Raw genomic sequence first — 18637 nt, forward strand, 5'->3', positions numbered from 1 at the left:
CGCCGAGATCGTCGACGACGACCGGAAGGACGGTGCCGCGTGACGGAGGAGAACCCGGGCTTCGACGAGCAGCAGCAGCCCCAGCAGCCGCAGCAGCCGCAGCCCGACGTCCCCTCCGGCGCCGCTTCCGAGGACGCCGAGCCGCAGGCCGCCCCCACCCCCTCCGCGGAGGAGGAGGCGGCGGCCCCGGCCGGGGACACGGGCCAGAACGCGGCCCTGGTGGCCCAGCTGGACCAGGTGCGCACCGCGCTCAACGAGCGCACCGCGGACCTGCAGCGGCTCCAGGCCGAGTTCCAGAACTACCGCCGCCGGGTCGAGCGCGACCGGGTCGCGGTCAAGGAGATGGCGGTCGCGAACCTGCTGACCGAACTCCTTCCCGTGCTCGACGACATCGGCCGGGCGCGGGAGCACGGTGAGCTGGTCGGCGGCTTCAAGTCGGTCGCCGAGTCGCTGGAGACGACCGTGGCGAAGATGGGCCTGCAGCAGTTCGGCAAGGAGGGCGAGCCCTTCGACCCGACGATCCACGAGGCCCTGATGCACTCCTACGCCCCGGACGTCACCGAGACGACCTGCGTCGCGATCCTCCAGCCGGGGTATCGCATCGGCGAACGCACCATCCGCCCCGCGCGGGTGGCCGTCGCCGAACCGCAGCCGGGCGCGCAGACGGTCAAGGCCGACAAGAAGGCCGAGAGCGCCGAGAACGCCGGTGCCGCGGACCAGGCGGACGACAAGGAGAACGGTGGCCCGGAGGAGGGCTGACCCAATCACGGACAACGGGAAGGAGGGACGTCGGGGATGAGTACCAAGGACTTCATCGAGAAGGACTACTACAAGGTCCTCGGCGTCCCCAAGGACGCCACCGAGGCCGAGATCAAGAAGGCGTACCGGAAGCTCGCCCGCGAGTACCACCCGGACGCCAACAAGGGCAACGCCAAGGCCGAGGAGCGGTTCAAGGAGATCTCCGAGGCGCACGACGTCCTCGGCGACCCCAAGAAGCGCAAGGAGTACGACGAGGCCCGCGCACTGTTCGGCAACGGCGGCTTCCGCCCGGGGCCGGGCGCCGGCGGCGGCACGTTCAACTTCGACCTCAGCGACCTGTTCGGCGGTCCGGCCGGGCAGGGCGGAGGCTTCGGCGGCGGTCTCGGTGACGTCTTCGGGGGCCTTTTCGGCCGCGGCGGCGGCGCGGGCACGCGGACGCAGCCGCGGCGTGGCCAGGACATCGAGTCCGAGGTCACGCTCAGTTTCACCGAGGCGATCGAGGGGGCGACCGTCCCGCTCAGGATGTCCTCCCAGGCGCCCTGCAAGGCCTGTTCGGGCACCGGCGACAAGAACGGCACACCGCGCGTGTGCCCGACCTGCGTCGGCACCGGGCAGGTCGCGCGGGGCAGCGGCGGCGGCTTCTCCCTCACCGACCCCTGCCCGGACTGCAAGGGGCGCGGTCTGATCGCCGAGACCCCTTGCGACGTCTGCAAGGGCAGCGGCCGGGCCAAGTCCTCGCGGACGATGCAGGTGCGCATCCCCGCGGGCGTCAGCGACGGCCAGCGGATCCGGCTGCGCGGCAAGGGCGCACCGGGCGAGCGCGGCGGTCCGGCGGGCGACCTGTATGTGGTCGTGCACGTCGGCAAGCACCCGGTGTTCGGCCGCAAGGGCGACAACCTCACCGTCACCGTTCCGGTGACGTTCGACGAGGCCGCGCTCGGCGGCGAGGTGCGGGTGCCCACGCTGGGCGGGCCGCCGGTCACGCTGAAGCTGCCGCCGGGCACGCCCAACGGACGCACCATGCGCGCCCGGGGCAAGGGCGCGGTACGCAAGGACGGCACCCGTGGTGATCTGCTGGTCACCGTCGAGGTGAGTGTTCCCAAGAACCTGTCGGGGAAGGCTCGTGAGGCGCTGGAGGCGTATCGCGAGGCAACCGCGGGTGAGGACCCGCGGGCGGAGCTGTTCCAGGCCGCGAAGGGAGCTTGATTGAGATGGACGGCCGTCGACGGAATCCGTATGAACTGACCGAGGACACCCCGGTCTACGTCATCTCGGTGGCGGCCCAGCTCTCCGGCCTGCACCCGCAGACCCTGCGGCAGTACGACCGTCTGGGGCTGGTCTCGCCGGACCGTACCCCGGGGCGGGGCCGCCGCTACTCGGCCCGCGACATCGAACTGCTCCGCCAGGTGCAGCAGTTGTCGCAGGACGAGGGCATCAACCTGGCCGGAATCAAGCGCATCATCGAACTGGAGAACCAGGTCGCCGAACTTCAGGCGCGGATCGCGGAACTGGAGGACGCGCTGGACGGCGCGGCGGCGGCGATGCGCCAGCGCGAGGCGGCCGTCCACGCCTCCTACCGCCGCGATCTGGTCCCGTACCAGCAGGTGCAGCAGACCAGCGCGCTGGTGGTCTGGCGGCCCAAGCGGCAGCAGCAGCCGGACTGACACCTTCCGGGGTTCCGCTTCGGGGCCCGGAGGCCGCCATCGGCCTCCGGGCCCCGTCGCGTGCCCGTGGGAGCGCGCACACATCAATGACCGGCGTATGTACAGGTGTTCGCGGCTGCCCCGCGATTCCTCCCCGGGGCCCTCACGAGATCAGCGGAGCGTGTCGTATCCACTTCGTTAAGTGGTTCCTCTTGACGCCGATGGCGGGTGAAGATTGGCTTTTCAGTCACATGGGTCGCACTGCTGTGCCCACGTCCCGAATTTCGTACTGAAGTGGACCTTCGCATGCGTCGTCGTATCGCCATATCCGTGGCCGCCACCTCCATGTCCGTGATGCTCGCCGGCTGCGGCGTGCTCGACGCGACGGGAAGCAGCGACGACGCCAGCCCCACCAAGGGCAACGACGTGAAGATCGGCCTGCTGCTGCCGGAGAAGGCCAACACGCGCTACGAGCAGTTCGACTACCCCATCTTCAAGCGCAAGGTGGACTCCCTCACCGGCGGCGAGGGCCAGGTCGTCTACGCCAACGCGGACGCGGACGCGGCCAAGCAGGAGAGCCAGCTGCAGCAGATGATCGACGACCGGCTCGACGTCATCGTGCTGGACGCGGTCGACTCGCACGGCATCGCCGACGACGTGAAGAAGGCCAAGGAGGCCGGCATCCCGGTCATCGCCTACGACCGGCTCGCCGAGGGCCCGATCGACGCGTACATCTCCTTCGACAACGAGCTCGTCGGCCAGGTCCAGGGACGGTCGCTGCTGGAGGCCCTCGGGGACGCCAAGGGCACCGACAAGATCGTCATGATGAACGGGTCGCCCACCGACCCCAACGCCAAGCAGTTCAAGGCGGGCGCGCTGTCGGAGATCAAGGGCAAGGTGACCATCGCCGCGTCCTTCGACACCAAGGACTGGAAGCCGGAGAACGCCCAGGCCAACATGACCCGGGCGATCAACGAGATCGGCGCGGAGAACATCGCCGCCGTCTACTCCGCCAACGACGGCATGGCGGGCGGCATCGTCAAGGCCCTCCAGGCCGCCGGCGTCACCGACCTGCCGCCCATCACCGGCCAGGACGCGGAGCTGGCCGCGGTGCAGCGGATCCTCACCGGTGACCAGTACATGAGCGTGTACAAGTCCTACCCGCAGGAGGCCGAGTCCGCCGCGGAGATGGCCGTGGCGAAGATCCAGGGCAAGGACATCCAGTTCGACGCGCTGACCCGCGACCGGGTGGACAGCCCCACCCACAAGAACATCCGGGCCCAGCTGGTGCCGGTCGTCGCGCTGACCAAGGACAACATCAAGGACACGGTCATCGCCGACGAGATCTACGAGGTGTCGGACATCTGCACCGCCAAGTACAAGGCGGAGTGCGAGGCGATCGACCTGAAGTGAGCGCGGGCCCGCGTGAGCAGGGGGTCGCCTGAAGTGAGCGCGGTCCTGCATGAGGTGAGCGCGGGCCGGCCGAGCGCCCGGGTCCGCCTGGTGTGAGAGCGGGGCGCTCGACGTGACAGCCGTGGTGAGCACGGCCCCGGCCAGGGGGGACGGCGGCCGGGGCCGCGCGTTCAGGGGGAAGCGGGCGGGCAGTCCTCGCCCAGCAGCCTGAGCCACTGCCGCTCGCGCTCCGTCAACGGGCAGCGCACGGAAGCACCGCTCCTGCTCCCCGCGCCGCCCTCCGCCTCGTGGTGAGGCGTGGAACCGGTCCCGCTGTCCGACTTCTCGCTGACATCCCACCTGGTCACAGTGGTGCCTGCCTTCCCCGTCAAGCCCGGTCATGCCTGGGCGGCCAGGGCCGCGTCGGCGGCAGCCCAGGCCGGACTCCCCCGTGAGTCCCCCGTGTTCCCCCGTGGATCCCCCGTGTTCCCCCGTGAGACCCCCGTGTTCGAGACAATCCCATCTCCGCCCGCACCGACACCACCCTCATCTTGTTGCAACGGGTCATCCCGGGGGAGTGCACAGAGCGGAATCCGGGCCATCAAAGGGGGCAATTCCGCGGTCGAGGCGTGTTGCGCGGCACGTTCCGTCCGCGCATAGTTGCGCTGCGGAAAGACGCTGCAACCGGGGGTGGAACGGGCGATGGCCGGGCACGGGACGGACGAGCATCCACACGGTGCTGACCGACTGTGCGAGGCCGGGGACCGCGTGTACTCCCGGGCCGTACGGCGCGGGCGCGTGCACCGCCGGGACGCCGAACCGGTCCCCTGCCTCCTCGAACTCGCCCTGCTGCACCCCGACCCCGACGACATGGACTGGCTGGTGCCGACCTCGCCCCAGGAGGTCATGACCCGGCTGCTGCGCGGGGTCTACGAGGAGATCAGCACCAGCCGGCGCCGGGTGGGCTCCGCGGTGGAGGCCTTCGAGTGGTACGCGGGCCTGGGCCGCCAGGTGCAGCCCGCACCGGCGGCGGAGGGCCCCGCCATCCGCGTCCTGGACGGACTCGCCCGCATCCAGGCGGCGATGGACGAGGCGACCCAGGCGTGCACCACGGAGGTGCTGACCGTCCAGCCCGGCGGCATCCGGCGCGAGGCGGAACTCTCCGAGGGCCTGCACCGGGCGATGGCCCTGCGCCGGCGCGGGGTGCGGATGCGGGACCTGTACACCCATGTGGCCCGGCACGGCCACGGGCTGCTCTCCTACCTGGAGTTGATGGGCGACGCGGTGGAGGCCCGCACCCTGGACGAGGTGACCGACCGCCTGATCCTCTTCGACCGCACGGTCGCCTTCATCCCCGCCAACGCCGAACGCACCATGGCCCTGGAGCTGCGCCACCCCGCACTGGTCGACTACCTGGTGACCGTCTTCGACCGCTTCTGGCGCCTGGCCATCCCCCTCACCGCGCCGCTCCCCGACACCGGCATCGAGGGCATCTCGCACCGGGAGCGGTCCATCGCGGCGCTGCTTGCGGAGGGCCACCAGGACGCGGTCATCGCCGAGCGCCTGGGCATCAGCGTCCGCACCTGCCGGGCGCACATCGCCCGCCTCTCGGAGACCCTGGGCGCGGCCAGCCGCACCCAGCTGGGCGTCCGCATAGCCCAGGCCGGCCTCGACCGCCCCCACCCCCCGAGCCTCACCGTCCCCGATCAAGAATCCCCGACCGCCCGATGAGGTAGCCGAGCTGGGCTCTGCTCTGGCTGCCGAGGGTGGCGGCGAGTCTGGCGATGTGGACGCGGGCGGTGCGGACGTTCAAGCCCAGTCGTTCGGCGATGGCGGTGTCGGTGTGGCCCTCGATGAGGAGTTCGGCGATGGCGCGCTGCCGGGGAGTGAGCCCGTCGGGCCCCGCCTGGGGGGTGCGCTGGGGGAACATCGGCTTCGCCAGGCGCCAGAAGCGGTCGAAGGCGGTGGCGAGGTAGCCGACGATCGCCGGATTGCGTATCTCGGCCGCGAGCGAGCCGTCCTCGTCGGCGGGCAGGAAGGCGACCGCACGGTCGACGATGATGAGCCGGCCGGGCACCTCGGTCAGCGCGCGGGCCTCGAGGTCTCCCCTCATGTCCTGGCGGGAGATGACAGCGGGGAGGTGGCGCATCGTCTCCTGGTAGAGCGTGCGGACGCGTACGCCGCGGTCCAGTACTTCCTGGTCGCGTTCGTAGGCCAGCGCGTCGGCGTGATCGCCTCGGGGGCCGGTGAGGCCCGCTCGGGGCTGGACGGTGAGCACTTCGTGGGTGCTCTGGGCCATGGCGTCCGTGATGGCCTGGTTGATCCTCCTGGTGCCGCTGAGGATCTTGATGGTGGGGGTGCCGTCCTCAGGTGTGGGGGAGGCGCCGATGCGCGACAGGGCCTGGAACATGCCGGCGACCTCTTCCTCGCGCCGCCGGGCCTCGGCGATGCGTTCGCCGGACTCGCGCAGGTAGCGGTGGAGGGCCACCAGAGGGGCGGTCGGCTCCAGCCTTGTCACGTCGTCGAGGGCGGGATGCAGCAGGTCCAGGTCGATCAGACAGGGGGCCGCCTGGGCCTCCTGGGCCGGCACCGAGCCCTCGCGGAGGGCCCGTTCGTAGAGCCGGGCAGCCGCGGCGCACAGCTCCTCCACCCCGTGCTCGGCGTGCGGCGCCGAGTTCACTTGCCGTCTCCTCCGTGTTCGAGGATCCCCGACTGCGCGATCAGATAACCGAGTTGGGCACGGCTGCCGCTGCCCAGGGCAGAGGCCAGCTTGGCTATGTGGGCCCGGCACGTGCGGACGTTCATACCGAGGCGGCGGGCGATCGCCTCGTCGACGTGGCCTTCGACGAGCAGCTTGGCGATGGAGTGCTGGATGTCGGTGATGCCGTCGGGGGCGGTCTCGTAGGGCGCGCCGGCGCTCAGGGGCACGGCCCTGCCCCACATGAACTCGAACACCTTGATCAGGTAGCGGACCAGACCGGGGTGACGGAGTTCCAGGGCGACTTGACGGTCTTCGCGCACCGGGATGAAGGCCACGGTCTCATCGCATATGATCAGGCGTTCGACCAGTTCGTCGATGGTGCGGTACTCCACCTTGCCGTCGGTGAACTGTTCGACCCAGGCGATCCGTTCGGGGCTGTACCTGGCCGTGTGCTGGTAAAGCGTGCGGATCCGCACCCCACGCTCGATCAGGGGCCTGTCACGCTCCAGCGCCTCCATGAGCCGACGTTCCGGGTGGCGGTGGCTCGGCTGGACTGCGAGCACCTCGTTCTGGCACTGGGCGGTCGCCAGGTCGAGCGCCTCGTTGATACGGTCGAGCCCCTCCAGCACGGTGATCGAGTGGATGGACTCCGTTACCGGCGCGCCGAGGCCCAGGAACGGTTCAAAGGCGTCCGCCAACTGGATGGACAGCCGCCTGCGTTCGGCGATCTCGCGCTCGATCGGGTCCAGGCGTTGGGCCAGTACCACCGATGGCGGAACCGGTCGCAGCCAGTTCGGGTCGTCAGGATCGGGACGGAGCAGGGCGAACTCCATCAGGCACGGGGCGGGTTCCGCGTCCGCCCGGGCGATACGTCCTGTGCGGAGGGCGTTCGAGTAGAGACGACGTCCTTCCGGGCACAACTCCGTCATGGCATGGGGATGTGTCGCTTTGGTCCGATTTGTTGGCAAATCTCCACCCCCCAGGGTCCTGAACATGCAGGAACATGATGCACCGATCGTGTGGCCATGACGTGCCCGAATGAGCCATCGTCTTACAGGACGGGGGAAGAGGGGACCTTCAAGTGAGGACGAAGCTGACTATGCGTAAGAGAATGCTTCGCTGGGTGCTTGTTGCCGCCTTCTCCGCCGTTGTGGCCGTCGGTTCGCTGAGTGGCCTCTCCGGAGCGGAGAGTGGGGTGCAGCAGGACACCGCTTGGTCGAGCGGGGCAGTCGGTTCGACCGACGGCGATACTGCGGATCTTCACCCGGCAGACACTGCGTGGAGCTGACGTGACCACACCACCCGACGACCGTTCCTTCCGCAGAGAGATGGCCACCGCCTACCGCTCCGGCTGGCACTTCATCGACCTGGTCACCGCCATCCCCCACAGCGGTGACTCGTTGATGGTGACCGTGTTCGGTGAGCCGGTCGTCGTCACGCGGGACGAGGACGGAGACGTACGGGCCTACCGGTGCCTGCGCCGGCCGCGGGGTGCGCCGCAGCCCGTGCGGTGTGCCATCCGGTACGGAATGATCTTTGTGAACCTCGACCAGCGGGACACCCAGCAGGTGGATGCGGGCATCCCCGCCCCAAGGACCTTCTCCGCCACCCCCCGCAGTGCCTGACGCGATTCCCCCGTCGTAATAGATCGCTCAGGCGCTTCCCCCCGCAGCGGCGTCACCGTGACCTGAACACGGTGACGCCGCTGTCGATCATGGGGTTATACAGTCAGATGTCCCGCTATGAGTGCCGGGCAGGCGGGCCCCGCGCAGTGGCCGGAAACAGACCTTGAGAAGACGGTGAGAGAGCTGCGGCTCCTCAGCCCCGGCCCATCGCCCGTGTGAGGGCGATCTCGATGACGACCCGCTCCGGGGTGGGCGCCGGCGTCCGCCCGTAGCGCTCGGCGTAGCGGCGCTCCGCCTCCGCCACCCGCTGTCGGTCCGTGCGTACGAACGCGCGTCCCTCCAGCGTGGCCCAGCGCCCGCCGTCCACCTGGCAGACCGCCACCGGCGCCCCCTCGGGGCCGGCCGCCAGCACATTGCGCACCTTCCTGCTCGTCTTCCGGGTGATGACCCGAGCAAGCCGGGCATCGGGGTCGTATGTCACTCCGACCGGCACCACGTGCGGCGTGCCGTCCGGGCGGAGGGTGGTCAGCGTGCACAGGTGCCGTTCCCGCCAGAAGGTGAGGTACGCCGGGTCCGGCCGGCCGGGATCCGCGGGCTGCGAGGTGGTCATGCCCCGGAACTTAGCCCGCAGGGGCCCTCCCGCCCCACCCTTGAGCGGAATAGACTCAAGTTTGTGTATGTTGAGCAAGTCAGCCACGAGTGCGGCTGAAGGCCGCCAGGGGCGCTGAAGGGTCGTTGCAAGGAGGAGAACGGACACGTGGACGCCGAGCTGACCAACCGGAGCCGGGAAGCGATCAACGCCGCCGGCAACCGGGCCGTGACCGACGGGAACCCCGACCTCACCCCCGCCCACCTGCTGCTCGCCCTGCTCCAGGGGCAGGACAACGAGAACATCACGGATCTGCTCGCCGCCGTCGACGCCGACCAGGCGGCCGTCCGTGCCGGAGCCGAGCGCGTCCTCGCCGGGCTGCCGAGCGTGACCGGGTCCACCGTGGCTCCGCCGCAGCCCAACCGGGAGATGCTCGCCGTCATCGCCGACGCCCAGACGCGGGCGCGGGAACTGGGCGACGAGTACGTCTCCACGGAGCACCTGCTCATCGCGATCGCCGCCAAGGGCGGCGCCGCCGGTGAGGTGCTGCAGAAGCAGGGCGCCACCGCGCAGAAGCTGCAGGACGCCTTCCAGAAGGTCCGCGGCGGGCGCCGGATCACCACGGCCGACCCCGAGGGCCAGTACAAGGCGCTGGAGAAGTTCGGCACCGACCTCACCGCCGCCGCCCGCGAGGGCCGGCTCGACCCGGTGATCGGGCGGGACCAGGAGATCCGGCGCGTGGTGCAGGTGCTGTCCCGCCGCACCAAGAACAACCCCGTCCTCATCGGTGAGCCCGGCGTCGGCAAGACCGCCGTCGTCGAGGGGCTCGCCCAGCGGATCGTCAAGGGCGACGTGCCCGAGTCGCTCAAGGACAAGCGGCTGGTCGCACTGGACCTGGGCGCGATGGTCGCCGGCGCCAAGTACCGCGGCGAGTTCGAGGAGCGCCTGAAGACCGTCCTCGCCGAGATCAAGGACTCCGACGGGCAGATCATCACCTTCATCGACGAGCTGCACACCGTGGTCGGCGCCGGTGCCGGCGGTGACTCCGCCATGGACGCCGGCAACATGCTCAAGCCCATGCTGGCCCGCGGTGAGCTGCGCATGGTGGGCGCGACGACCCTCGACGAGTACCGCGAGCGGATCGAGAAGGACCCCGCCCTGGAGCGGCGCTTCCAGCAGGTGCTGGTGGCCGAGCCGTCCGTCGAGGACACCATCGCCATCCTGCGCGGGCTCAAGGGCCGCTACGAGGCCCACCACAAGGTGCAGATCGCGGACAGCGCGCTGGTCGCCGCCGCCACCCTCTCCGACCGGTACATCACCTCCCGCTTCCTGCCGGACAAGGCCATCGACCTCGTCGACGAGGCCGCCTCCCGGCTGCGCATGGAGATCGACTCCTCGCCCGTCGAGATCGACGAGCTGCAGCGCGCCGTGGACCGGCTGCGGATGGAGGAGCTGGCGCTCAGCAAGGAGACCGACCAGGCGTCCAAGGAGCGGCTGGAGAAGCTGCGCCGCGACCTCGCCGACAAGGAGGAGGAGCTGCGGGGCCTGACCGCCCGCTGGGAGAAGGAGAAGCAGTCCCTCAACCGGGTCGGTGAGCTGAAGGAGAAGCTGGACGAGCTGCGCGGCCAGGCCGAACGCGCCCAGCGCGACGGCGACTTCGACACCGCCTCCAAGCTGCTGTACGGGGAGATCCCGGCACTGGAGCGCGACCTGGAGGCCGCCAGCAAGGCCGAGGAGGAGGCCGCCAAGGACACCATGGTCAAGGAGGAGGTCGGCTCCGACGACATCGCCGACGTGGTCGCCTCCTGGACCGGCATCCCGGCCGGGCGCCTGATGGAGGGCGAGTCGCAGAAGCTGCTGCGCATGGAGGAGGAGATCGGCCGGCGGCTGATCGGACAGCGCGAGGCGGTCCGCGCCGTCTCCGACGCGGTGCGGCGCAGCCGGGCCGGGATCTCCGACCCGGACCGGCCCACCGGCTCCTTCCTCTTCCTCGGCCCGACCGGCGTCGGCAAGACCGAGCTGGCCAAGGCGCTCGCCGACTTCCTCTTCGACGACGAGCGGGCCATGGTCCGCATCGACATGTCGGAGTACAGCGAGAAGCACAGCGTCGCCCGGCTGGTCGGCGCCCCGCCCGGCTACGTCGGCTACGAGGAGGGCGGCCAGCTCACCGAGGCGGTGCGGCGGCGCCCGTACAGCGTGGTGCTCCTCGACGAGGTGGAGAAGGCCCACCCGGAGGTCTTCGACATCCTGCTCCAGGTGCTCGACGACGGCCGGCTCACCGACGGGCAGGGCCGCACGGTCGACTTCCGCAACACCATCCTGGTGCTCACCTCCAACCTGGGCAGCCAGTTCCTGATCGACCCGATCACCAGCGAGGCGGAGAAGAAGGAGCAGGTGCTGGAGGTCGTGCGGGCCTCCTTCAAGCCGGAGTTCCTCAACCGCCTGGACGACCTGGTGGTCTTCTCGGCGCTGACCAAGCCGGAGCTGGAGCGGATCGCCAAGCTGCAGATCGACCGGCTGGCCGAGCGGCTCGCCGAGCGGCGCCTCACGCTCGAGGTCACGCCCGAGGCGCTGGAGTGGCTCGCGGAGGAGGGCCTGGACCCGGCCTACGGCGCCCGCCCGCTGCGCCGGCTGGTGCAGACCGCGATCGGCGACACGCTGGCCAAGGAGATCCTGGCCGGCGAGATCAAGGACGGCGACACGGTCCGGGTGGACCGGGCGGCCGACGGCCTGCTGGTCGGGCCGGCGACCGCGAAGTCACTGTGAGTGACAAAAGGGAGGAAGGTGTCGGTTCGCTCACCGTGGTACCCGCAGAATGACCGGATCGTGTCAGCCCATGGCTGACAGGCCCGTCGGGGCTTGCCACCCCCCTCCCCGCATGGGGGAGGATGGCGGGATCCGTACGAAGGGAAAATCACGGTGAGCATCGACCCGTCCTCGATTCCGAACTTCGGGGGCCAGCAGCCCGAGCCGCAGCCCCAAGGACCGGCGGGCCCCGTCGTCCCGGATCAGGACCTTGTGAAGCAGCTCCTCGACCAGATGGAGCTCAAGTACGTCGTCGACGACGAGGGCGACCTCGCGGCGCCGTGGGAGCAGTTCCGCACCTACTTCATGTTCCGTGGGGAGGGTGACCAGCAGATCTTCTCCGTGCGGACGTTCTACGACCGGCCGCACCAGATCGACGAGAAGCCCCAGCTGCTCGAATCCGTGGACGACTGGAACCGCCGCACGCTGTGGCCCAAGGTCTACACCCACACCCATGACGACGGCACCGTCCGTCTCATCGGTGAGGCCCAGATGCTGATCGGCATGGGCGTCAGCCTGGAGCACTTCGTCTCCTCGACGGTCAGCTGGGTCCGGGCCGCCATCGAGTTCGACCGCTGGCTGGTCGAGCAGCTCGGCCTGGAGCAGGAGATCAACGAGGCGGAGAAGCCCGACGACGAGGAGTAGGCCGCGCGCCGTCTCGCGCCGTTCCACGGCGAACCGACAGCCCGGCCCGGCACCGGCCCTCACGGTCGGCCGCCGGGCCGGGCTTTCTCGTGTCCGGATCCGGGGGAGGGTTCAGCCGCCCGCCGCCGCGCCCTTCAGGCGCCGGGCCGCCTCCTCCAGCACCTCCTTCTGCTTGCAGAAGGCGAACCGCACGAAGGGGGCGCCCGCCTCCTGGTGGTCGTAGAAGACGGCCGTGGGGATGGCGACGACACCCGCCCGTTCGGGCAGGGCCCGGCAGAAGGCGACACCGTCGCTCTCGCCGAGGGGGCGGATGTCGGCGGTGATGAAGTACGTGCCCGCCGTGCGGAAGACGGACAGGCCCGCCTCGGTGAGCCCGGCGGCCAGGACGTCGCGCTTGGCGCGCAGGTCGTCGCGCAGCCCGGTGTAGTACGAGCCGGGCAGCGCCAGCGCCTCGGCGACCGCGTACTGGAAGGGGCCCGCGGAGACGTACGTCAGGTACTGCTTGGCCGAGCGCACGGCCGTCACCAGCTCGGGTGAGGCGGTCACCCAGCCGACCTTCCAGCCGGTGAAGGAGAACGTCTTGCCGGCGCTGGAGATGGTCACCGTGCGCTCCCGCATGCCGGGGAAGGTGGCCAGCGGGACGTGCTCGGCCTCGTCGAAGACCAGGTGCTCGTAGACCTCGTCGGTGATCACCAGCAGGTCCCGCTCCACGGCCAGCTCCGCGATGAACGCCAGCTCCTCGCGGGTGAGGACGGTGCCGGTCGGGTTGTGCGGGGAGTTGATCAGCAGCATCCGGGTGCGGCCGGTGACCGCGTCGCGCAGCTCGTCCAGGTCCAGCCGGAAGCGGTCCCCGTCGGGGCGCAGGGTGACCGGGACGCGGGTGCCGCCCGCCAGGGCGATGGACGCGGCGTAGGAGTCGTAGTACGGCTCCAGGGCGATCACCTCGTCGCCGGGCTCCACCAGAGCGAGCAGGGAGGCGGCGATCGCCTCGGTGGCGCCCGCGGTGACCAGGACCTCGGTGCCGGGGTCGTAGGCCAGGCCGTAGCGGCGCTGCTGGTGGGCGGCGATCGCGGTGCGCAGCTCGGGGATGCCGGGGCCCGGGGGGTACTGGTTGCCGCGGCCGTCGCGCAGGGCGCGTACCGCCGCCTCCCGGACCTCCTCCGGGCCGTCGGTGTCGGGAAAGCCCTGGCCGAGGTTGATGGACCCGGTCTTCAGGGCGAGGGCGGACATCTCGGCGAAGATCGTCGTCCCGAACTCCGCCAGCCGGCGGTTCAGGAGGGGGCGCGCACTGGAGGTCATGCCGGCCATCCTCCGCCGAAGCCGCCGCGTTCCTCAACAAGCATCCCGGCCCGCGTCAACCGGGCTCACCCGGCAGTCATCCGCCCGGGGCTCGCAGGCGGGGTCGCTGCGGGGCGGGTGCGCGGGGCGCCGGGGGCACGCACGCAGGGCCCCGCGGGGCACATACGTCAGCGCGGCGAGCCACGCCCACCGGGTGCGCGGACGCGGCTCGTCACCGTCACCGGAGGAGCGGCCAGCGGTGGCCGGGTGCGGGAACGTGCCGGAGACTGGAGCCCGGAACGGTGCGGGACGACCCGAGGACCGTATGGATGGAGCGATACCAGGACAAGCACGCCTCCAGGAGCTTGCGGTGGTCCCGGTTCCTGCCCGCCGTCATCCTCCTCGCCGCGATCGTCATCGACCTCGCCTGGCTGGAGGTCAACACCTTCCCCCTGCTGGCCGTGGTCCCCGTGATCGCGGCGCCGATGCTCTCCCTGGCCTGGACGGCCGCCAGCGGTGCGGCTGCCTGCGCGGCCGGTGCGGTCCTGGCGCTGCGCGGGACCGAGTTCCAGCTCACCCGGGCGGTGCTCATCCAGCTGGTGACCCTCGGCGTCCTGACCCTGGTGGCGATGTTCCTCAACCGCCTGTTCACCCGGGAGCGGGAACAGCTGAGAACCACCCGCCAGGTGGCCGAGGCCGTGCAGCGTGCGCTGCTGCCGTCCATGCCCGACCGCGCCCGGGGGCTGGCGATCGCCACCCGGTACCGGGCCGCCGAGAAGGAAGCCCTGATCGGCGGCGACCTCTACGCGCTCCACGACACCCCCTACGGCATCCGCGTCCTGATCGGTGACGTGCGCGGCAAGGGCACCCAGTCGGTCAGCATGGTGAACACCGTGCTCAGCTCCTTCCACGCGGCGGCCCGGCATCTGCCGGACCTGTCCGACGTCGTGCGCGGCGTGGAGCAGCAGGTGAAGGAGCTCAGGGACTACCGGGCCGATATGACGTACGAGGACTTCGTCACCGCCGTCTTCGCCGAGGTCATCCCCGAGCACTCGGTGCTGCGCGTGGCCAACCGGGGCCATCCGGCGCCGCTGCTGGTCCACGAGGGCCGGGTGACGGCTCTGGAGCCGGAGAGCCCGTCGCTGCCGCTGGGCCTGGGCGACCTGGACGGGTCCGAGGTCCCGGTGGGGCAGTACAAGTGGCCCGTCGGCGCCACGCTCGTGATGTTCACCGACGGCATCATCGAGGCGCGTGACCGCAACGGCGTCTTCTTCGACCCCGTCCCGTCCCTGACCGGCCCGCTCCCGCCGGACCCCGGCGCCGTCCTGGACGCCATGCTCACCGCCCTCTTCCGCCACACCGAGGAACTCGAGGACGACGCGGCCGCCCTCGCCATCACCCTCCTCCCCCGCAGCGACTCCGAGGCCTGACCCGCCGGGCTCCTTCGCTCAGCGTCAGGCGGCCGGGGCGCGCCCTGCCCCGAGGAGCCCCGAGCTGCGCAGTCGCGGGGGCCGGAGGCCGCCCGTGTGACGGAACCCTCAGAAGTTGCTCAACTCTGCTTTGGGGCGCGGCCGCGGGGGGCATCTCCCGACCACGCACGTGAACGAGGCACCCACGGGGGGATGCTTCGGGGGATTCACGGGGGACTCGGAAGGGCGGTGACGCCATGGCCATGGCCATCATCCTCGCGATCATCTTCTTCGGTCTGTTCATCGCGATCGTCGTGGGCCTCATCCAGGGGGCGGCCGCCAACCGGCGGGCGCGCCGGCGGCGGGCGCGGTACTCCGGCGGCGGGCGCAGCGGCAGCGACCAGAGCTGGTGGGCCGGCGGCGGAGCCGTCGGGGCGTCCTGCAGCTCCGGGAGCGACGGGGGCTCGTCCTGCGGGGGAGGCTCGTCCTGCGGGGGAGGCGGCGGCTGCGGGGGAGGCGGCGGATGCGGCGGAGGAGGCGGCTGACGGGGCAGCACTCCTCCCGAACGGGAGAAGCATCCGCAGCAGCGGGGTCCGCGCCTGGGGCGGGCCCCGCTGCGTCGCTTCGCTCCGCGGCCGGATCCGGGGCGCGTGGGCACACCCCGTACCTTCAGGGCGCACGCCATAGTTGAACAGTTGAGCTGTTGAGCCCCCTAGGGGATGGAAACCCCACGAAGTTGGGTAAAGACGCTGTGGCGGCGCCACCGTTCATGATTCCCTCTAAATCACCAAAGCAGCCCACGGACTTGCTGCGGACCCATCCCGACCGGCCGACCGGGCTGACGGGCCGAGATCCCCGGTGCGACCAGGGGACGCCGGACCCGTTCTTCTTCCTTTCCTTGTGTGCTTGCGGAGCCGATCCATGCTCACGACCCTGAACACCGCCTACACCGACACCCGCGCGGCCGACCTCGCCTGGGCGCTGGGACGCGAGCCGCTTCCCGCGCTGGCCACGCTCGACCTGGAACTGGCCGGGGCGAAGCTTCAGTTGAGACTGCTCGGCGCCTCCCACCAGGTGCTGCTGGAGGAGGAGCGCGGTCTGTGCTCGGAGACGGTGGCCTGTATTCCGGGCAGCAGTACGCCCCTTCCGCTGGGTGTCGCCAAGCGGGTGGGGGACTGGGAGTACGAATTCGCCGCCCGCGTCGAGGAGTTGCCGCCCGGATCCTTCGCGGGCCGGGCGCAGGAGCTGCTCGCCCTGGTCGCCGACCATCCGCAGGGCCTGGCCGGGGTGTTCCCCGGCAGCCCGCACGCGTTCACCGCGATGCTCGCCCAGCGCCGCGAGGGGCGGGTGCACTGGCGGACCTGGCACGCCTACCCCCAGGACGGGCAGCTGGTGGCGACCCGGACGAAGGTCGGTACGCGGGTGCCCGCCGCGGTGTGAGAGGCCCTCGGCTCATCCCACGACGGGGCGTCGCTCGCTCATACCAAAATCGGTCAGGTGTAAACAAACGCCACGCGTGTGGGTGACGCTTCGCACCGAAGGCGTGACGTACCGTCGCAGGGTGATCGAACCGCAGGCCCCCGCCCCGCCCCGTCCCGCGCAGCCCGGGCGCGGGCCGGCCGGACCCGTGGGATCCGGCGGCTGCGGCGGCGCGGGCGGGGCGGCGCGGCTGCCCGTGCGGCAGGCCACCGGACGGTTCCTGGTCCTCGCCGGCGTGTTCGTCTGTGCGGCCTGCGCACTGGTGTACGAGCTCGAACTGGTCGCGCTCGCCTCCTACTTGATGGGCGACTCGGTCACCCAGGCCTCCGTGGTGCTGTCCGTCATGGTCTTCGCCATGGGGGTCGGCTCCCTGGCCGCCAAGCGCCTGCGCCGGCACGCCGCGGCCGGCTTCGGCGCCGTGGAGGCGGTGCTCGCGCTGGTCGGCGGATGCAGTGCGATGGCCCTGTACGCGGTCTTCGCCTGGACCGGCGACTGGGGCGGGCTGTGGTCCGACGGCCCGCGCGTACTGCTGGTCGCCTTCTCCCTGGCCACCGGTCTGCTGATCGGCGCCGAGGTGCCGCTGCTGATGGAGCTGATCCAGCGGATCCGCCGCCAGGACCCCGGCGGCGCCGTCGCCGACCTGTTCGCGGCCGACTACGTGGGCGCACTCGTCGGGGGACTCGCCTTCCCCTTTCTTCTCCTCCCCTTTCTGGGCCAGCTGACCGGCGCGCTGATCACCGGCGCGGTGAACGCGGTGGTCGGCGGGGCGCTGGTGCTCGGCCTGTTCCGGCAGGACCTCACCGGCCGGGCCCGCCGGCTGCTGATCACCGCCAATGTCTGCGTGCTGGCGGTGCTCGCCTCGGCCACCGCCCTCGTCGACGACTTCGAACGCGCCGCACGGCACGCCCTGTACGGCTCCGACGTCCGCGTGGCGCTGCGCACCGAGATCCAGGAGGTGGTCCTCACCGGCGGGCGGGACGACCGGCCGCTGGCGCTGTACCTCGACGGCCGGCTGCGGGCCGCCCAGCGGGACGAACTCCGCCACCACGAGGCGCTGGTGCACCCCGCGATGACCGGACCGCACGCCCGCGTACTGGTCCTCGGCGGCGGCGACGGACTCGCCGCCCGTGAGGTGCTGCGCCATCCGGGCGTGGACCGTGCCGAGGTCGTCGAAGCCGACGCCGGACTGGTGCGGTTGGCCCGCAGCGACCCCGCCCTGTCCGCGCTGAACCGTCACTCCCTGGACGATCCGCGGGTGACGGTGACCATCGCCGACCCCTTCGACCGGCTGCGCGGCGCACCCCCGGCCGCGTACGACGTGGTGATCTCCGACCTGCCCGACCCGGGGGTCACCGAGACCACGAAGCTGTACTCCGAGGAGTTCTACGGCCTGGCCCGGCGGGTGCTGGCCCCCGGCGGGCGGCTGGTGGTGCACGCGGGCCCGCTGTCCGCGCACCCCCGCACGTACTGGACGGTGGAGTCGACCCTGCGCGCGGCCGGCTTCCGCACGGCCCCCTACCGGACGGGCGACAGCGGTCTGATCCTCGCCTCCCGCACGACCCCCGCCCTCCGTCTCGACCCCTCGGGCCCCCGGCTGCGCACGCTCACCGACTCGGCCCTCGTCTCCGCCGCCCGCGCCGCCTCCCGCACCCGCATCCCGGACCTGCCTCCGTCGAGCCTCGTCCATCCGCGGTACGCGCCGTGACGGCCCGTGCGACGCGCGGGAGTTTCCGTTCGCGGGGGTGCAGCGGGGCGCCGCGTGGGTAGGCTCCGCTGTCATGGAGCACGAGGTGTTCGTTCCGGTCTCCGCCCAGCGGCTCAGGGAGGTGCTGGACGACCCCGCGCGGGTCGCCCGGGCGGTTCCCGGGCTCCAGCACGACGCCGGTGCGGAACCGGTCGCCGGGCGGCTGAAGGTCCGGGTCGGCAGTCACTCGGTCACCTACCGGGGCACCCTGCGCGTGACCGGCCAGGAGGACGGCTCCTACACCGTGGAGGGCGACGCGGCGGAGACCCGCGGCAGCGGCTCCGTGAAGCTGGCGCTGCGGCTGCGCCTGCGGGACGCCGAGGACGGCGTCACCCTCACCGTCGACGGCACGGGCAGCGCCGACGGCCGGATCACCGAGTTCCCGCCGGACTCGGTGGCCTCGGCGGTGTCCCGGCTGATCGGCCGGTTCGCCCAGAACCTGGCAGCCGAGGCCGGGGAGGGCGCCGAGGACGAGTCGCCCGAGATGCTGCGCACCGGGGACTTCGAACCCCGGGCCACCACGGACTTCGAGACCACCCCGGACGCGGACGACGACCCGCCGCCGCCG

The 18637-nt window shown here is 71.3% G+C and carries 17 protein-coding genes; 13 read left to right on the forward strand and 4 right to left on the reverse strand.

The genetic code is table 11. The features are described from left to right. Window positions 1-39 precede the first annotated feature (39 nt). From grpE to ABD207_RS26540, 5 genes are all read left to right on the forward strand, one after another. Window positions 40-759 (forward strand): nucleotide exchange factor GrpE, encoded by a 720-nt coding sequence (gene grpE, locus ABD207_RS26520; RefSeq protein ID WP_344015692.1) that lies wholly within the window; start codon window positions 40-42, stop codon window positions 757-759. Between the two features lie 36 nt (window positions 760-795). Next, window positions 796-1965, forward strand: a complete 1170-nt coding sequence (dnaJ, locus tag ABD207_RS26525) for a molecular chaperone DnaJ (RefSeq protein WP_344004253.1) — start codon at window positions 796-798, stop codon at window positions 1963-1965. Between the two features lie 5 nt (window positions 1966-1970). Continuing rightward, window positions 1971-2423 (forward strand): heat shock protein transcriptional repressor HspR, encoded by a 453-nt coding sequence (locus tag ABD207_RS26530; RefSeq protein WP_344015693.1) that lies wholly within the window; start codon window positions 1971-1973, stop codon window positions 2421-2423. A 285-nt stretch (window positions 2424-2708) separates the two neighbouring features. Then, window positions 2709-3815, forward strand: a complete 1107-nt coding sequence (locus ABD207_RS26535; protein ID WP_344015694.1) for a sugar ABC transporter substrate-binding protein — start codon at window positions 2709-2711, stop codon at window positions 3813-3815. Window positions 3816-4496: 681 nt separating this feature from the next. Beyond that, window positions 4497-5525: a helix-turn-helix transcriptional regulator gene (locus ABD207_RS26540; RefSeq protein ID WP_344015695.1), complete on the forward strand. Its 1029-nt coding sequence runs from the start codon at window positions 4497-4499 to the stop codon at window positions 5523-5525. Here the strand turns inward: ABD207_RS26540 and ABD207_RS26545 are convergent. After that, on the reverse strand, window positions 5488-6474 hold the full coding sequence (locus ABD207_RS26545; protein WP_344015697.1) for a helix-turn-helix transcriptional regulator: 987 nt from the start codon (window positions 6472-6474) through the stop codon (window positions 5488-5490). The two genes, ABD207_RS26540 and ABD207_RS26545, sit on opposite strands and share 38 nt — an antisense overlap. After that, on the reverse strand, window positions 6471-7490 hold the full coding sequence (locus ABD207_RS26550; protein WP_344004238.1) for a helix-turn-helix transcriptional regulator: 1020 nt from the start codon (window positions 7488-7490) through the stop codon (window positions 6471-6473). Before ABD207_RS26550 ends, ABD207_RS26545 begins: the two co-directional genes overlap by 4 nt. A 294-nt stretch (window positions 7491-7784) precedes the next feature. Here ABD207_RS26550 and ABD207_RS26555 point away from each other — a divergent pair, with 294 nt between their 5' ends. Continuing rightward, window positions 7785-8120, forward strand: coding sequence for a hypothetical protein (locus tag ABD207_RS26555; RefSeq protein WP_344015698.1), 336 nt, complete (start codon window positions 7785-7787; stop codon window positions 8118-8120). 193 nt (window positions 8121-8313) lie between these two features. Here ABD207_RS26555 and ABD207_RS26560 read toward each other — a convergent pair whose 3' ends face one another. Beyond that, complete coding sequence (locus ABD207_RS26560) at window positions 8314-8730, reverse strand: pyridoxamine 5'-phosphate oxidase family protein (RefSeq protein ID WP_344015699.1); 417 nt, start codon at window positions 8728-8730, stop codon at window positions 8314-8316. A gap of 147 nt (window positions 8731-8877) precedes the next feature. On the opposite strand from ABD207_RS26560, the gene clpB reads away from it, so the two are divergent. Together clpB and ABD207_RS26570 are read left to right on the forward strand one after the other, a co-directional pair. Next, window positions 8878-11475: an ATP-dependent chaperone ClpB gene (clpB, locus tag ABD207_RS26565; protein ID WP_344015700.1), complete on the forward strand. Its 2598-nt coding sequence runs from the start codon at window positions 8878-8880 to the stop codon at window positions 11473-11475. Window positions 11476-11628: 153 nt separating this feature from the next. Then, window positions 11629-12159 carry a YbjN domain-containing protein gene (locus ABD207_RS26570; RefSeq protein WP_344004228.1) on the forward strand — a complete coding sequence of 177 codons (531 nt, stop codon included), beginning with the start codon at window positions 11629-11631 and terminating at the stop codon, window positions 12157-12159. Between the two features lie 111 nt (window positions 12160-12270). On the opposite strand, the gene ABD207_RS26575 is transcribed toward ABD207_RS26570, so the two are convergent. Beyond that, entirely contained in the window at window positions 12271-13467 is a 1197-nt protein-coding gene (locus ABD207_RS26575) for a pyridoxal phosphate-dependent aminotransferase (RefSeq protein ID WP_344015701.1), read from the reverse strand. A gap of 299 nt (window positions 13468-13766) precedes the next feature. On the opposite strand from ABD207_RS26575, the gene ABD207_RS26580 reads away from it, so the two are divergent. From ABD207_RS26580 to ABD207_RS26600, 5 genes are all read left to right on the forward strand, one after another. Further along, window positions 13767-14867 carry a PP2C family protein-serine/threonine phosphatase gene (locus tag ABD207_RS26580; protein WP_344015702.1) on the forward strand — a complete coding sequence of 367 codons (1101 nt, stop codon included), beginning with the start codon at window positions 13767-13769 and terminating at the stop codon, window positions 14865-14867. A gap of 236 nt (window positions 14868-15103) precedes the next feature. Beyond that, window positions 15104-15391 carry a hypothetical protein gene (locus tag ABD207_RS26585; protein ID WP_344015704.1) on the forward strand — a complete coding sequence of 96 codons (288 nt, stop codon included), beginning with the start codon at window positions 15104-15106 and terminating at the stop codon, window positions 15389-15391. A gap of 376 nt (window positions 15392-15767) precedes the next feature. Further along, a complete protein-coding gene (locus ABD207_RS26590; RefSeq protein WP_344015705.1) occupies window positions 15768-16286 on the forward strand; it encodes a DUF2617 family protein in 519 nt (172 codons plus the stop codon). 121 nt (window positions 16287-16407) lie between these two features. Continuing rightward, window positions 16408-18030 carry a polyamine aminopropyltransferase gene (locus tag ABD207_RS26595; protein WP_344015706.1) on the forward strand — a complete coding sequence of 541 codons (1623 nt, stop codon included), beginning with the start codon at window positions 16408-16410 and terminating at the stop codon, window positions 18028-18030. A gap of 73 nt (window positions 18031-18103) precedes the next feature. Then, window positions 18104-18637: SRPBCC domain-containing protein (locus ABD207_RS26600; RefSeq protein WP_344015707.1), on the forward strand; the 534-nt coding region annotated here is incomplete at its 3' end.

This window comes from Streptomyces thermospinosisporus (assembly GCF_039526425.1).
Classification (GTDB): domain Bacteria; phylum Actinomycetota; class Actinomycetes; order Streptomycetales; family Streptomycetaceae; genus Streptomyces; species Streptomyces thermocarboxydovorans.